16 protein-coding genes, 1 pseudogene and 1 riboswitch are annotated in these 13,477 nt (G+C 39.7%); of the genes and pseudogenes, 3 read left to right on the top strand and 14 right to left on the bottom strand.

Translation table 11 applies throughout. The annotated features are described in order from the left end of the window. Window positions 1-43: 43 nt before the first annotated feature. Window positions 44-1,633 carry a beta-N-acetylhexosaminidase gene (nagZ, locus tag ABDZ53_RS12045; RefSeq protein ID WP_343756857.1) on the bottom strand — a complete coding sequence of 530 codons (1,590 nt, stop codon included), beginning with the start codon at window positions 1,631-1,633 and terminating at the stop codon, window positions 44-46. 326 nt (window positions 1,634-1,959) lie between these two features. Here nagZ and ABDZ53_RS12040 point away from each other — a divergent pair, with 326 nt between their 5' ends. After that, complete coding sequence (locus tag ABDZ53_RS12040; protein ID WP_343756856.1) at window positions 1,960-2,445, top strand: cupin domain-containing protein; 486 nt, start codon at window positions 1,960-1,962, stop codon at window positions 2,443-2,445. Here the strand turns inward: ABDZ53_RS12040 and ABDZ53_RS12035 are convergent. The 11 genes from ABDZ53_RS12035 to ABDZ53_RS11985 form a co-directional block, all read right to left on the bottom strand. Next, window positions 2,434-3,009 carry an RluA family pseudouridine synthase gene (locus ABDZ53_RS12035; RefSeq protein WP_343756855.1) on the bottom strand — a complete coding sequence of 192 codons (576 nt, stop codon included), beginning with the start codon at window positions 3,007-3,009 and terminating at the stop codon, window positions 2,434-2,436. The genes ABDZ53_RS12040 and ABDZ53_RS12035 overlap by 12 nt on opposite strands. A gap of 1 nt (window position 3,010) precedes the next feature. Further along, window positions 3,011-3,136: a hypothetical protein gene (locus ABDZ53_RS12030; protein WP_343756854.1), complete on the bottom strand. Its 126-nt coding sequence runs from the start codon at window positions 3,134-3,136 to the stop codon at window positions 3,011-3,013. A 66-nt stretch (window positions 3,137-3,202) separates the two neighbouring features. Next, a complete protein-coding gene (gene nrdG, locus ABDZ53_RS12025) occupies window positions 3,203-3,766 on the bottom strand; it encodes an anaerobic ribonucleoside-triphosphate reductase activating protein (protein WP_343756853.1) in 564 nt (187 codons plus the stop codon). Further along, window positions 3,767-5,932 carry an anaerobic ribonucleoside-triphosphate reductase gene (gene nrdD, locus ABDZ53_RS12020; RefSeq protein WP_343756852.1) on the bottom strand — a complete coding sequence of 722 codons (2,166 nt, stop codon included), beginning with the start codon at window positions 5,930-5,932 and terminating at the stop codon, window positions 3,767-3,769. A gap of 30 nt (window positions 5,933-5,962) precedes the next feature. Further along, window positions 5,963-6,190, bottom strand: coding sequence for a glutaredoxin-like protein NrdH (gene nrdH, locus ABDZ53_RS12015; RefSeq protein WP_343756850.1), 228 nt, complete (start codon window positions 6,188-6,190; stop codon window positions 5,963-5,965). Between the two features lie 21 nt (window positions 6,191-6,211). After that, on the bottom strand, window positions 6,212-7,195 hold the full coding sequence (gene nrdF / locus ABDZ53_RS12010; protein ID WP_343756939.1) for a class 1b ribonucleoside-diphosphate reductase subunit beta: 984 nt from the start codon (window positions 7,193-7,195) through the stop codon (window positions 6,212-6,214). A 55-nt stretch (window positions 7,196-7,250) separates the two neighbouring features. Further along, window positions 7,251-9,434, bottom strand: coding sequence for a class 1b ribonucleoside-diphosphate reductase subunit alpha (gene nrdE, locus ABDZ53_RS12005; protein WP_343756848.1), 2,184 nt, complete (start codon window positions 9,432-9,434; stop codon window positions 7,251-7,253). Continuing rightward, window positions 9,427-9,792 (bottom strand): class Ib ribonucleoside-diphosphate reductase assembly flavoprotein NrdI, encoded by a 366-nt coding sequence (gene nrdI / locus ABDZ53_RS12000; protein WP_343756846.1) that lies wholly within the window; start codon window positions 9,790-9,792, stop codon window positions 9,427-9,429. The genes nrdE and nrdI overlap by 8 nt, the downstream gene beginning before the upstream one ends. 62 nt (window positions 9,793-9,854) lie before the next feature. Continuing rightward, window positions 9,855-10,001: riboswitch (adenosylcobalamin (AdoCbl) riboswitch) on the bottom strand. A gap of 423 nt (window positions 10,002-10,424) precedes the next feature. Further along, a complete protein-coding gene (locus tag ABDZ53_RS11995) occupies window positions 10,425-10,946 on the bottom strand; it encodes an alpha/beta fold hydrolase (RefSeq protein WP_343756844.1) in 522 nt (173 codons plus the stop codon). A gap of 3 nt (window positions 10,947-10,949) precedes the next feature. After that, complete coding sequence (locus tag ABDZ53_RS11990) at window positions 10,950-11,135, bottom strand: alpha/beta fold hydrolase (RefSeq protein ID WP_343756938.1); 186 nt, start codon at window positions 11,133-11,135, stop codon at window positions 10,950-10,952. A 5-nt stretch (window positions 11,136-11,140) separates the two neighbouring features. Beyond that, window positions 11,141-11,278: a hypothetical protein gene (locus ABDZ53_RS11985; protein ID WP_343756842.1), complete on the bottom strand. Its 138-nt coding sequence runs from the start codon at window positions 11,276-11,278 to the stop codon at window positions 11,141-11,143. A 304-nt stretch (window positions 11,279-11,582) separates the two neighbouring features. Here ABDZ53_RS11985 and ABDZ53_RS11980 point away from each other — a divergent pair, with 304 nt between their 5' ends. Then, entirely contained in the window at window positions 11,583-11,963 is a 381-nt protein-coding gene (locus tag ABDZ53_RS11980; RefSeq protein ID WP_343756840.1) for a RidA family protein, read from the top strand. 30 nt (window positions 11,964-11,993) lie between these two features. After that, a complete protein-coding gene (locus ABDZ53_RS11975) occupies window positions 11,994-12,335 on the top strand; it encodes a zinc ribbon domain-containing protein YjdM (protein ID WP_343756838.1) in 342 nt (113 codons plus the stop codon). Between the two features lie 87 nt (window positions 12,336-12,422). Here ABDZ53_RS11975 and ABDZ53_RS11970 read toward each other — a convergent pair. After that, window positions 12,423-13,043: pseudogene (locus ABDZ53_RS11970) on the bottom strand (PAS domain-containing protein); the annotation flags it as partial. 78 nt (window positions 13,044-13,121) lie between these two features. Next, the coding region (locus ABDZ53_RS11965; RefSeq protein ID WP_343756836.1) for a transposase at window positions 13,122-13,477 on the bottom strand (356 nt) is incomplete at its 5' end.

Genomic DNA, 13,477 nt, shown 5'->3' with positions numbered 1-13,477 from the left:
AACAAAAAAGAACGTCGCCCATTTAATTGAGCAACGTTCTCTCTTAATTTAAAGTAACCGGAAGGGTTCCTTCCACCGTGACTAATCCGTATATCGCTTTTAAAGCAATAGTTACAGCTGGTTCTGTGTATTCATAGGTCGTTACGTAAGTGGGCAGTTCTGGATAGTGGTTCAAATCATAAGGACTTCTTAAGCCAATACCCAACGTATTCGGGTTGACTTGTCTCACTTTCTGAATCAACTCTGTCTGCTTGTCTCCAGACGATGCGTTTAATGTGCCGATAATGACATAATCAGCCTGCTTGGCTTTTTCCATAAAGGAATGGAGCGAAGCCTCTTCTTCAAGCTCATCACTGATGAACACTTCAGCTTCCGGATCTATTTCTTTTAGAATCGGTTTGACATCTAACTCTGTAAAGCGCTTGTCTTCCACTAAAACCGAATGCCCGTTATCAGGAAATACAACTAAGACTTTAGCCCCTTTTTTAACGGGAAGAAGGGAGGCTTCATCTTTAACTAGCGTGACCCCTTTTTTGTATACCTCTTCGGCTAAGAGTCTAGCTTCTTCAGTTCCTACTTCATTTTTTAAGTTGTCTTGGGTGAGTATATCTACTTTATCCCAGCTTAAGTACTTTTCTTTCATCTTCATAATACGATTGACGGATGCATCCAATCGTTCCATAGACAGATAGCCCTTTTCAAAGGCTTCTTCTAACGCTTTTAAAGCCCCGACTTGCACATCATAATTATGGGAAATCATCAATAAGTCGACTCCTGCTTTAAACGCTTCAACGGCTCCTTTTTCTGTTCCTATTGTATTGGAAATGGCTTGCATTTCTAAGCAGTCCGTTGTAATAACCCCTTCAAACCCAAGTTCTTTCCTCAATAAACCGGTTAGAACATTTTCAGATAAAGTAGCTGGCTTGTTCTTTTCTTTTTCCAGTGCCGGGAAATAAACATGTGCAGACATGACTGTATCTGCGCCTTCATCGATTGCTTTTTTAAAAGGCTTGAGTTCCACTTCTCGTAATCTATCCATGTCATGCTTAATGACTGGCAAATCTAAATGCGAGTCTACATTTGTATCTCCGTGTCCAGGGAAGTGTTTTAGCGTGGTTAAGATACCCGCTTTCTGCATGCCTTTCATAATTTCAGAACCAAACTCTCCGACTAAATCGGGGAATTCTCCAAATGAGCGTATACCAATAACGGGATTATCCGGATTATTGTTGACATCCATAACTGGAGCGAGATTCCAATTAATACCTAAGGCTTTTAATTCTCTTCCAGTTGCGTAGCCAATGTCAAACGCGTTTTGTTTATCTTTTGTGGCCCCTAAAAGCATAGACCCCGGAAAAATCGTACTCCCCTCTCCTAAACGTCTGACCATGCCATTTTCCTGGTCCAGACAAATCAGTAAAGGCTGGGCATTCCCTGCTTCTTTGGCACTCCTTTGTAACTGGGTCGTTAATTCCAGCACTTCTTCAGCCGTTCCTACATTTCTTCCAAATAAAATGACGCCACCAATTTGATACTCTTTAATTAACTCCGTAAAATTCTCCGGTACTGAGAGACCATGAAAACCGATCACCATTAATTGTCCGATTTTTTGTTTTAACGTTAACGTTTCCAAAATTCATTCCTCCAATGTCTGGTTTCTACCTCCTTCAGTATACCTCAGCTAAGCTATCAAGGTGAGATGTGATTTCTACACTGGATGTGTAACATTTTCCATGACCCTATATAAGGCCGCTTTATATATGCCCTCATCAATGGAAATTTCACTCTTCGGGTCGTATAAAAGCTCGATATAAGCCTTCCGAAGATTATTTCAATTGACTGAGGTCTTATATGTACTTTTTTATAGACCTTATACTTCAAATAGTCTACTTAAAGGTCGTGTAAGCATTTATTAGTGTGATACACTATTAACTATACCACTCAAAAAGGAGCCTTTTTATGAAATCAGCAGAACAATGGATTGAAGAGCTTCAATTGGAACCCCACCCCGAAGGCGGGTATTATAGGCAAACAGATCTGTCTTCAGAGACGACTGAGAAAAACGGGAAAGCTTTTCCCCTTTATACGAATATATATTTTCTACTCACTCCAGAGAGCCCTTCTCATTTTCATCAGCTCACATCTGATGAACTCTGGTTTTATCATGCTGGAAACCCATTGACCGTCCATTCTCTTCATACGGATGGTACTTACTCATCTGTCACCCTAGGACTCAAAGACGGTCAAGCGCTTCATTATACTGTCCCAGCTGGAACTATATTTGGTTCCACAGTAGAAGAAGGCTATGCCCTAGTCAGTTGTACGGTTGTACCCGGCTTTGATTTCGCTGACTTTAAATTATTTACTCAAGCAGACTTATCGGCACACTATCCGGAACACGAAGCCATCATAAAAAAACTAACTTACGACACTCTACCTGGATAAGGGAGCGTCGAAGCTAGTTTTTTCTATTTCCCATAGGTTCCAAAGGTATTCATTAGGTGGCCTGGAAGTACCTTTTACCGGCTCTTTTCTAACAGGGTGTTCAAAAGTCAGAGTGTAAGCCCACAGCGCAATTTGCTGGCCCGGTTTGCTTAAAGGCTGATTGTACTTCTGATCCCCGACGATGGGGTGGCCGGTAGTCGCTAACTGTACTCTAATTTGATGGGGTCTGCCTGTCTTAAGTTTCACAGCCAGCAAACTTAGACCATTTTTTGATTCCAGTACGGTATAATTTAAAATGGCTTTTTTTGCTTTAGGATGGGTCGAAACAAAGACCTGATTCTTCTTTTTATTTTTGTAAAGGAAATGAACCAGTTCGCCTTCTTTCTCTTTGGGCGTGCCGTGTACGACGGCCAAATAGACCCGTTCAATCTTATAGCGGCGGACCATGTCCGATAAACGAGATGCCGCTTTGGATGTTTTCGCAAACACCATTGCTCCTCCGACAGGGCGGTCTAATCGGTGCACCAATCCCAAATAGACATTGCCGGGTTTTTGGTACCGCACTTTAATATCTTCTTTTAAAAAGGGTCAAGAGATCAGGATCCCCGCTGCTGTCTTCTTGCACAGGGACATTAACAGGCTTTTCGACTAAAAGCAGATGATTATCTTCAAATAAAATAGGGATATTCATGGATAACTCTCCTTAGAGCATAATGTATCCATCATAGCATGTTTAAAATATATTCCTACCTCTTCTTTAATTATACCTTCCGTCTTTCCATAAGAGGAGCTGGTTTTCCTCTAAAGAACGCTGAACATCGATGATTCTCTGGTTACGACTCCCTCTAAACGTCAGGTTCGAATCAAATTCTTCTAGTTCAAAACGTCCATCTACTAGAACATCCACTAAAGAAAGAAGGTCTCTTTTGTCTCCTGTTGCTTCATATAGGAGTTCTTCCCATGTGTACCCGCTCCAGGACCAGATATCTTTTTCATTTCCAAATTCTTCTCTAACCCGTCTGCACAAAGGTATCGTGACACCGGTATTTAAAAATGGTTCCCCACCCAGCAAGGTCAGACCCTGACAGTACTCCGCTTTTAAATCTTCTATAATCTGATTTTCTAAATCAGTACTATAAGCTTGACCGTAAGAAAAGTTTTGAGCTATTTTGTTATAACATCCTTTACAGGCAAAAGGACAGCCGCTTACATAAAGACTGCACCTGACTCCTTCTCCGTCCACAAAGTTATAGGGTTTGTAGTCTGCTACATAGTTACGGCTAAATTGTTTCGTGGTCCATTTTACAGGATTGATAGCCATTTATCTTTCCTCCATATGCTTAACTCTCGCTGCAATTTCTTTATGACGCCCTTCTACCATAGGACGTTTTTGAGGATTCCCTAAATACCCGCACGTCCGTTTCACAACATCACAGGTATCGGGATTTGTATTTTGACAATTAGGACACTGGAAGCCCCTTTCAGTCGGATGAAACTCTCCTTCAAACTCGCATTCATAGCATCGGTCAATCGGAGTATTGGTTCCCAGATAGCCTATTTTGTCATAAGCATAATCCCATACGGCCTCTAAAGCTTTAGGATTATTCTGAAGCTTAGGATACTCGCAGTAATGGATAAAGCCTCCACTACAGTACGGAACATACTCTTTCTCAAAGTCTATTTTTTCAAAAGGATTCGGCTTCTTTCTGACGTCATAATGGAAACTGTTGGTATAATAGCCTTTATCTGTGATGTCATCCATCAGGCCAAACTTTTCAGTATCTAAGCGACAGAAGCGGTCGGTCAAACTTTCAGAAGGTGTGGAGTAGACACTGAAATGAAGGGATGTTTCCTGACCCCACTGATCCGCTTTTTCTTTAAGTCGGCGTAAAATATTCAGCGTAAATGCCTTAGCCTCTTCATTTCCTTCCCAGTCTGACCCATAAAACACAGTCGCTGCTTCATACAAGCCGATATAACCGAGTGACACAGTGGCTCGTTTATTTAGAAACAACTCACTGACAGACTGGTTCGTATGTAATCTTTCTCCAAACGCACCGTATCTGTAAAGAATAGGGGCATTTTCCGGCACAGCATCCATGGTTCGCTTGGCTTTATACCATAGGGCATCTCTGATAACGAGAAGTCTTTCTTCTAAAATAGACCAGAATCGCTCCTCATTTCCTTTCGATTCAATCGCTATGCGAGGAATATTAAGTGTCACCACGCCTAAGTTCATTCGACCAGCAGTCACGTCTTCGCCTTCAGCATTCTTCCATCCTTGTAAAAAGGAACGGCAACCCATCGGTGCTTTAAAACTGCCTGTTAACTCTTTAATCTTTTCATAATTAAGTATATCCGGGTAAATGCGTTTAATTGAACACTCCAACGCAAGTTGTTTGATCTCATAATTAGCGTCTTCTGGATTTAAATTCAGGCCTTCTTTTAGAGTGAAAATGAGCTTTGGAAAAATAGCTGTTCGTTGCTCTTTCCCTAGACCTTTCAGGCGTATGCGGAGAATTGATTTCTGAATTTCACGTTCAAACCAGTTTCTTCCCAAGCCAAATCCCACACTGGTAAAAGGTGTCTGCCCTTGTGATGTATACAAGGTATTGATTTCATACTCCAAGCTCTGCATGGCATCGTAAATGTCTTTCTTCGTTTTTTCTTCGGCGAATAAATGCTGTTTCTCAGATGTTTCAATCCATTCTTCTGCTGTTTTCAAGTGTTTCTGATAATTGAGCTCAGCATATGGAGCCAGTACTTCATCAATTCGATCAAATGTACAGCCTCCGTACTGGCTGGAGGCGACATTTGCAATGATCTGAGCCGTTTGAGCAGTAGCCGTTTGAATAGATTTTGGAGATTCGACTTCTGCATTCCCAATATAAAAGCCATGCTTAAACATATTCTCAAAATCAATTAAACAGCAGTTAGTCATCGGGGAATAAGGAGTGTAATCTAAATCGTGATAGTGGATATCTCCTTTTTCATGCGCGTTCGCGACATGTTTCGGAAGCATCTTCAATCCCACCGCTTTACTTACAATCCCCGCTGTTAAATCTCTCTGTGTATTAAAGACATTACTATCCTTATTCGCGTTTTCGTTGACTACGGAGGATTCTTTATTCATTAATTGTTCAATCATATGATTAACATCGCGTCTCAGTTCACGGTTTCGAACTTTTTCAACCCGATAATGTGTATAGTGTCTGGCGATATCAGACAAACCTTTTTTATACAAGCTGGTCCTGACACACTCATCAATCTGTTCGATGGTTATTGTTTCAGTGTCACCTATCTCAGCAATAGATGTCGTGACATCTTCAACTATTTCATCAATCGTTTTTTCCGTACACACAGTGTTTGTACCTGCTATTGAACGAGATAAAGCCTCGTTAATTTTATGGCTGGAAAAAGACTGAACGCGTCCGTCCCTTTTTAGTACTTTCAGACTGGTTTCTGCGGGTAATTCAATTTTTAACATATCTTCCCTCCACTTTGTTTGGATGATTTTTTACTTCAGTATCTTTAATCTATCCGGTTTAAATCCGCTGAAGGCTTCTTGTCCTTCGATAGCGACCACTGGTAAGGATTGAAACCCAAGAGCGATAACTTCTTCCAAAGCTTCTTCATTTTCTTCTACATCTTTTATATCAAAGTCAATTCCCTGATCAGTTAAAAAGCGTTTCGTAAATTGACATTGCATGCAATTCGGTTTTGAATAAACTGTTACAGCTGCCATTGTAAAGCCTCCTTTTTGTTATTAGAAATCGTAATCGTCATCATCCATTGCTTCAGCTTCTCCCATTAAATAGCCTGAACCGACTTGTGAGAAAAAGTCATGATTTGACGTATCTGTCGACAAACCGTTCATGACTATCGGATTCACATTTTCAGCTGTTCCTTCATCATAATAAGCAGGGAAGCCTAAGTTTTGAAGAGCTTTGTTGGCATTATAGCGGACGAATGTTTTAACTTCTTTTGTCCATCCCACTTTGTCATAAACTTCTTCTGTATATTTGTCTTCGTTGACCATCAGTTTTTCCAGTAAGTCATACATCCAGACGACTATCTCGTATTGCTCATCTTCCGACAATTCGTTGAAACCTAGTTGGAATTTATACCCTAAGTATGTTCCATGAACTGATTCGTCCCGAATGATTAACTTAATAATTTCAGCCACGTTTTCGAGCTTGTTATTTCCCAAGTACCATAAAGGGGTGAAAAACCCACTGTAAAACAGGAAGGACTCCAGAAACACACTTGCCACTTTCTTTTGCAGACCTGTTCCATTCTGATAAATGTCGTTGATCACTTTAGCCTTATACTGAAGACGCTCGTTGGTGTCTCCCCATTCAAAAATTTCATCTATTTTTTTCGATTCATTTAATGAAATAAAGATGGTGGAATATGACTTGGCATGAACACTTTCCATGAATAATATATTGTTCAGGACAGCTTCTTCATGCTGGGTACGCACATCCTCGCGCATGACATTTGCCCCTTCTTCAGACTGAAGAGTATCTAGCATAGTCAGTCCAACAAAGGCTTTATTAACCACATCTCGCTCTTCTTCTGAAAGCTGTCGCCAATCGCTCCTGTCATTGGAAACAGGGATACGCGTGTCCAGCCAGAACTGACTGGTCAATTTTTCCCATGTTTGCTTGTCGATTGCGTCTTCCAGTCGATTCCAGTCGACAGATTTATAATAGGAAACATTCTTTTTTACACTCTCACCATTTAAAATCTCATTAAAATATCTTTTTTGTTTTTCCACGTCTTCTACTCCTCCTCGAATTCTTTTAAACTAAACAACTTTCACATACATTCGCTCCAACTAACTGCCCATCATCCGTATAGGTTCTCACATAGTAAAGAGTTTTAATCCCTTTAGCGTAAGCATAGTTTCTTAATCGGTTTAAATCTCTCGTTGTCATTTTATTCGTTTTTCCTTTTTTCCATTCATACAAGCCTTCTGGTAATTCTGACCGCATGAACAAAGTAAGTGACATACCCTGATCAATGTGCCTTTGTGCCGCAGCATAAACGTCAATAATCTTGCGCTGGTCCATGTCATAAGCAGACGTGTAATAGTCAATTGTTTCATTGGATAAATGAGGTGCCGGGTAGTAAACAGCTCCCACATTCCCTTCCTGACGGTGCTCAACACGCTGGACGATTGGATGAAGCGAACTTGATGTTTCATTGATATAGGAAATAGATCCTGTCGGTGCGACGGCTAGTAAATAAGAATGATACAAACCATGTGCTTGAATATTTTCGCTTAGTTTTCTCCAGTCCTGTTTCGTAGGAATATGAACGGCGCTGAAAATCTGTGCTACTTTTTCAAATTCAAAATCAAATTCTGCTTCGTCTAAATACATGCGCTGAATGTAGGAACCATCCGCATACTCCGATTTTTCAAATTCATAAAAGGTCTGATTTTTTTTCTGTGCTATTTTATTACTCGCTTTTAATGCGAAATATCTAAGGGTTCTAAAATAAGCATCGGTTAATTCAACGGACTCTTTTGAGCCATATTCTATTTGGTTGACCGCAAAAGCGGTGTGCAGACCCATCGCTCCTAGCCCGATTGAATTATATTTAGTGTTCCCATTTTGAACAGTTGGAACAGCCTGGATTTCTGTCAAGTCAGATACTTGTGTCAGAGCTCGGACAGCTGTCTCGACAGATTGTTCAAATCGGTCACTCTTAATCATTTCTAAAACATTGGTAGAAGCGAGGTTACAACTGATATCTGCTCCGACTTCGCTGTAAGATAAATCCTCATTCATAACCGATGGACTTTGAACTTGCAATATTTCTGAACACAAATTACTCATAATGATATCGCCGTAAACCGGATTGTTTTTATTAGCTGTATCAATATTAACGATATAAGGATATCCCGACTCCTGTTGCAGTTTAGACAGTTCCTGCTCCAACTCACGCGCATTTGTCTGATACTTTCTAATGCTGTCGTCAGCTACCATAGCATCATATTCTTCAGTAATGTTGACGTAAGAAAACGGCTTATTATACACACGCTCAACGTCATGCGGACTAAACAGATACATCGTTTCATTTGATTTCAACAGCTCATAATATTTATCAGGAACAACAACTCCTAAAGATAAAGTCTTCACTCTTACTTTCTCATCTGCATTTTCCTTTTTAGTTGATAAGAAAGAATAGATATCAGGATGGAAAACAGATAAATAAGTCACGCCAGCTCCTTGACGTGCACCTAGTTGATTAGCATAACTGAAAGAATCTTCAAATAATTTCATGACTGGAACTACGCCCGAACCGGCATTTTCAATTCCTTTAATAGGTGCACCGGCTTCTCTTAAGTTACTTAAATTGATGCCAACCCCTCCGCCTCTTTTACTCAACTGCAAAGCAGAGTTGACCGTCCGACCAATACTTTCCATATTGTCTTGAATATCGACTAAGAAACAGGACACCATCTCTCCACGGGCTTTTTTTCCAGCGTTAAGAAACGTGGGGGTAGCCATTTGCAGTCTATGAGTAATGTGTTCTTCCGCAATGTTTAGTGCCAGCTCTTCGTCTCCCTGAGCTAAATAAAGGGCCATAAAGGCAATGCGGTCTTCGTATCTTTCGAGATACCTTTCTCCATCACGTGTTTTTAAAGCATACTGGTTATAAAATTTGAAAGCTCCCATAAAACTGTTAAAGCGGAACTTTTTAGTATACAGTTCCTGGAATAATTGCTTAATGAATTCAAAATCATACAGCTTGATAAAGGACTCTTCAATATAGTTGTTTTCGATTAAATAATCGATTTTTTCTTTCAAAGTGTAAAAGAAAACTGTATTCGGGTTAACTTGCTCTAGAAAATACGCTTTGACGGCTTCTTTATCTTTATCAAGAGGGATCTTCCCATCTACAGGAATATTCACCCGGTTATTTAATTCAAAATACGTCACTGCTTTTGGTTTATCTACTTCTTTTATTTTATACAATTGCCTCAAGCTCCTCTTCTATTTTTTTTACATCCAATGAACTGCCCTGAAATTCAAACAGGTGCAGTAGGGGAAGGTCGAATTCTTTACTCAAATCTTTTGCTGTATAACAAAACAGCTGAGCAAAGTTTCGATTCCCTGCGCCGACTATCCCTTTACAGAGGTCTCTGTTTGTCTCATTTTCCAAAAATTCCCTAACGATATCCGATGTTTCTTCGGAATAGGTCGGAACGATTAAAATGAATGGAGTATTAAGCTCTAGATCCAAAGAATTATCTATGGATAATTCTACTGCTGGCTCATTTACTTTATTTACAAACTTGCGCGTATTTCCTACTAAAGACATAAAAACAATCATTGTCTTCCCCCTTCATACTTATAAAAACAAAAAAGACCCTAAAGAAGATAGACTGGTCCCTAGGGTCATAGTAATGTTCTGCCGCGAAACATTAAACGAGTTTAAAAACAGTTAAAAAAAGACCTGACTTAAGCACGTGGCTCTTACAGTGGCGGGACCGTTCCGGATTCTCACCGGATTCCATTTCAAACTGATTTTAATTGTCAAAGAACAACATTATATAGTGTTTTTAATTATAACAAGCACTATATATAGTATGTACAGTAAATAGTATACTCTATTCTTTTAAAAATGCAACTGACAAAATTTAGAAAAAGCTTCTCATTTTTGCGAAAGCTTATCGTGTCAGTATTAATTAGTTTAAAAAAGTTTAGTACAGTGCTCGGATCAGTTCGAGGAATTTACTACACCTAAAGTGTCATTTATATAGTTTGCGACCCAATAAATCATGAAACTCAAATTAATGGGTCGCAAATTAATTTATTGCATCGATATCATAGCTAGTGTGCCTATAACAACCCTCTCATTTACATTAAGTAAACAGAGCTAGCCTTTGAGCTTAAAGTTTTACTTTTCTACTCACTTAAAAAATTCCTGCTCAAAAATATTTCTGCGCAGGAATTAATACAGAGTTATATAAATTTTGCGATTAAGGCATTCACTTTGTCGGCTTCTTCCAAATGAACCCAGTGAGTGCCATTTTCTAAAAAGACCAATCGGCCTTCTTCAATAAATTGGCTGCTTTTTCCCGCTAATTCTTTTCCTAAAAACTGATCCTGTGCGCCCCATATTAATAATGTTGGAAGGGCTACTTTAGCAGGTAGATCTGGCCGGGTCATGCTTTTCATATTCGCTCTGTACCAGTTAATCATTGCTTTCATTGCATTCGGTTTTGACCAGGCCTGACGGTAGAGCTTGAGGTCCTCTTCTGAAAACGCATGGGTTAGACTGGAGCTTTCAAGCATGGTTATCCCTACTTTCCAATTCGAAAGACTGATTAACTTTTCAGGCAACCCACGTAGCTGAAAAAAGACACCATAAGAACTTCTGACTAATTGTGTTAGGTGTTTGATTAGGTGTGTTGGCATCGCTCTTTCATGTGGCGCATTTAAAATCACAACCTGGTCCAGTAAATGGGCGTACTCTCTTGCCATTCTCTAGGAAACAATCCCACCCCAGTCGTGTCCCACAATCGTTGCTTTCTCACGACCCGATGCTTTAATCAAACCAGCTATATCTTTAGTTAGATGACGGATATCATAGTCACTCACTTTTTCTGGCTTGTCGCTTAAATTGTAGCCTCTCTGGTCTGGTGCCCAAACACGAAAGCCTTGATTAGCCAGATAATCTAACTGCTATGCCAGCCATACCAAAATTCTGGAAAACCATCTAAGAGTATCACTAACTTCCCGTCTTTCGGTCCTTTTTGAGCGACGTGCAGCGTGATTCCGTTTGTTTCAATATAAGCATGCTCTACTCCTTCCACTTGCTCAGCTCCTTTTATTATGTATATTCAGTTTAACATGTGCTGACATGTGCTCACATGATTAAGTCTTTCGTTACAGTCTTTTTATAGATTGCTTTCCTTCCTATTTTTGGCTATGCTTTACTTATCCAATTCGAAAGAAAGAAAGGAAAGACTTCCATCATACAACTCTAACGTTATCTTATAAGCCAGAAAACCAGCAGGCCAGATACTTATATAAAAAGGCTGAAGTCGAAAAAGTTGACGGGGTATTCAGTGATGGAGAGTAAGTCGCTCGTATGACTTTTTAAAGGTGGTGAACTAAATGGTTAGAAAAACATATACAGGACAGCACGTTGAATCTTCCGGCCCCTATTCACATGCAGTGGATGCAGGAGAATATGTCTTTTTTTCGGGTCAGACGGCTAAAAATGCAATTGACGCTCCCGATATGACTGGAGATATTTCTGCCCAAACAAAGCAAGTGTTTGATAACTTACGCGACGTCATGGAGCAGGCTAAGATGACCTTTGATGATGTTGTAAAAGTGAATGTGTACTTAACAACGATGAAACATTTTGAAGCAATGAATGATGTCTATCAAATTCAGTTCAAGGACCCTTTCCCAGCCAGAACATGTGTCGCAGTTTTGGAACTGCCTTTAGGAGCGGAAGTGGAAATTGAACTGATTGCTAAAAGGCGATAAAAAATGATGATTAATTAAAGGAGACTAAACATGAGTGCTTTACCTAATTGTCCTCAGTGTGACAGTGACTTAACGTACACTGACGGGAATTTGCTTGTTTGTCCGATGTGTGCCCACGAATGGACAGAAGAAGAACAAGAAGCGATTGACGAAGCAGCTATTGTAAGAGATGTAAATGGGAACGAGCTTTTTGACGGAGATACGGTGACAGTTATTCAAGATATTAAATTATCTGGCTCTTCAAGAATTAAACAAGGGGCTAAAGGAAAAAATTTAAGTATTCTAAGTGAGCCTTACAATGACCATGATATTGAATGTACACTAGACGGCATGGGACGCGTCTATTTAAAATCCCATCTCGTAAAAAAATAGTAAAATAAATAAAGACAATCCCGCTGTTTTCTAGACAGGATTGTCTTTTTTGATTGAATTTATAAAAATTATCATGTGGATAGAAAACTACCCTTTAACAGATGCTCCTGAAACAGCATCTACGGCTACTTCTTCTTTGCTTTCGTTTTTAGAAGCACCAGATACAGCATCTACGTCACCTACAAGAGACTGACCAGTTTGTTCCAAGTACCAGTCTATCACTGGTTTCATGTCTAAAATGTACTCATTAATTCCCACATAGTTCCCTTCTTTGTCATGCATCGCTTGATAGTTATGAACTACAAATTTATCAGGACCGTGAGTGGGAACATTCACACGAACCGCATCTGTTGCGCCCGAACGTAATTGCTGAATGACCCATTCTACATTTTTAAAGGCTTGTTTCGGGTGACATTTAGCTAAAGGATTACCGACTTGTCCAGGTGTACGCGAAGCGAGCATCTCTTCAGCTGGTAAAATATGATTGTAGTATAAGAACTGGTTGTTGTGATCAGCGTATGTCAGTTCCATTGGCATAGAAGCTAAGAAATAATTTATTTGGTCGACCGTTAACAATCCACGGTCCAATTTAACGCAAGTATCCCCTTCGACTGCATTCACTGCTTCAGCCGCTTGTTCCAACCAGTCATCAGCATACATATCTACGCCTTCAATCGTTGTATCAACTTTTCCAGTAGCGTATAAATCGGTTCTACGTCAAATAACGTTGGTGGAGAATAATAATCTTTTTTATTGAAATATTTTAGATAAGTTCTATGGCTCGCTTTAAGCGGCCATAGAACTTGTTTTTATTTGTACTCTATCCTTATGGTTTGGTCTTGGTTTTAAATTAAAATGCAGGATGATGCGATTTTTATAGTTGTTAAAGTTCCTGTAGCCATAGGCTACGCGGTTTAAGACCTTTATTTTGTTATTCATACCTTCTATTCTTCCGTTCGTGTACGGGAAGGTAAAAGTATTTTTGATATGAGGTAAGTGCTTTTTCAATGTCTTGATACTTGTTTTCATATAAGAAGAGAGGCCATTAGAGTAAGCTTGAGTGACTAGCTTCTCAAGACCTTCGTAATCATTCTCGCCTACGGTTTTTATAATCGCTTGATAGACGTCGTAAGTTTCTTTTA

This window comes from Alkalibacterium iburiense, assembly GCF_039521845.1.
GTDB classification, from domain to species: domain Bacteria; phylum Bacillota; class Bacilli; order Lactobacillales; family Carnobacteriaceae_A; genus Alkalibacterium; species Alkalibacterium iburiense.
The sequence above is the reverse complement of the archived record's forward strand: the minus strand, read 5'-3'. Positions and strand labels throughout refer to the sequence as shown.

Excerpts from the sequence above, each read along its gene's own strand:
- ABDZ53_RS12040 (WP_343756856.1), top strand. The coding sequence starts at position 1,960 with ATGAAATCAGCAGAACAATGGATTGAAGAGCTTCAATTGGAACCCCAC.
- ABDZ53_RS12030 (WP_343756854.1), bottom strand. The coding sequence starts at position 3,136 with ATGAATATCCCTATTTTATTTGAAGATAATCATCTGCTTTTAGTCGAA.
- nrdG (WP_343756853.1), bottom strand. The coding sequence starts at position 3,766 with ATGGCTATCAATCCTGTAAAATGGACCACGAAACAATTTAGCCGTAAC.
- nrdD (WP_343756852.1), bottom strand. The coding sequence starts at position 5,932 with ATGTTAAAAATTGAATTACCCGCAGAAACCAGTCTGAAAGTACTAAAA.
- nrdH (WP_343756850.1), bottom strand. The coding sequence starts at position 6,190 with ATGGCAGCTGTAACAGTTTATTCAAAACCGAATTGCATGCAATGTCAA.
- nrdI (WP_343756846.1), bottom strand. The coding sequence starts at position 9,792 with ATGATTGTTTTTATGTCTTTAGTAGGAAATACGCGCAAGTTTGTAAAT.
- ABDZ53_RS11995 (WP_343756844.1), bottom strand. The coding sequence starts at position 10,946 with ATGGCAAGAGAGTACGCCCATTTACTGGACCAGGTTGTGATTTTAAAT.
- ABDZ53_RS11980 (WP_343756840.1), top strand. The coding sequence starts at position 11,583 with ATGGTTAGAAAAACATATACAGGACAGCACGTTGAATCTTCCGGCCCC.
- ABDZ53_RS11975 (WP_343756838.1), top strand. The coding sequence starts at position 11,994 with ATGAGTGCTTTACCTAATTGTCCTCAGTGTGACAGTGACTTAACGTAC.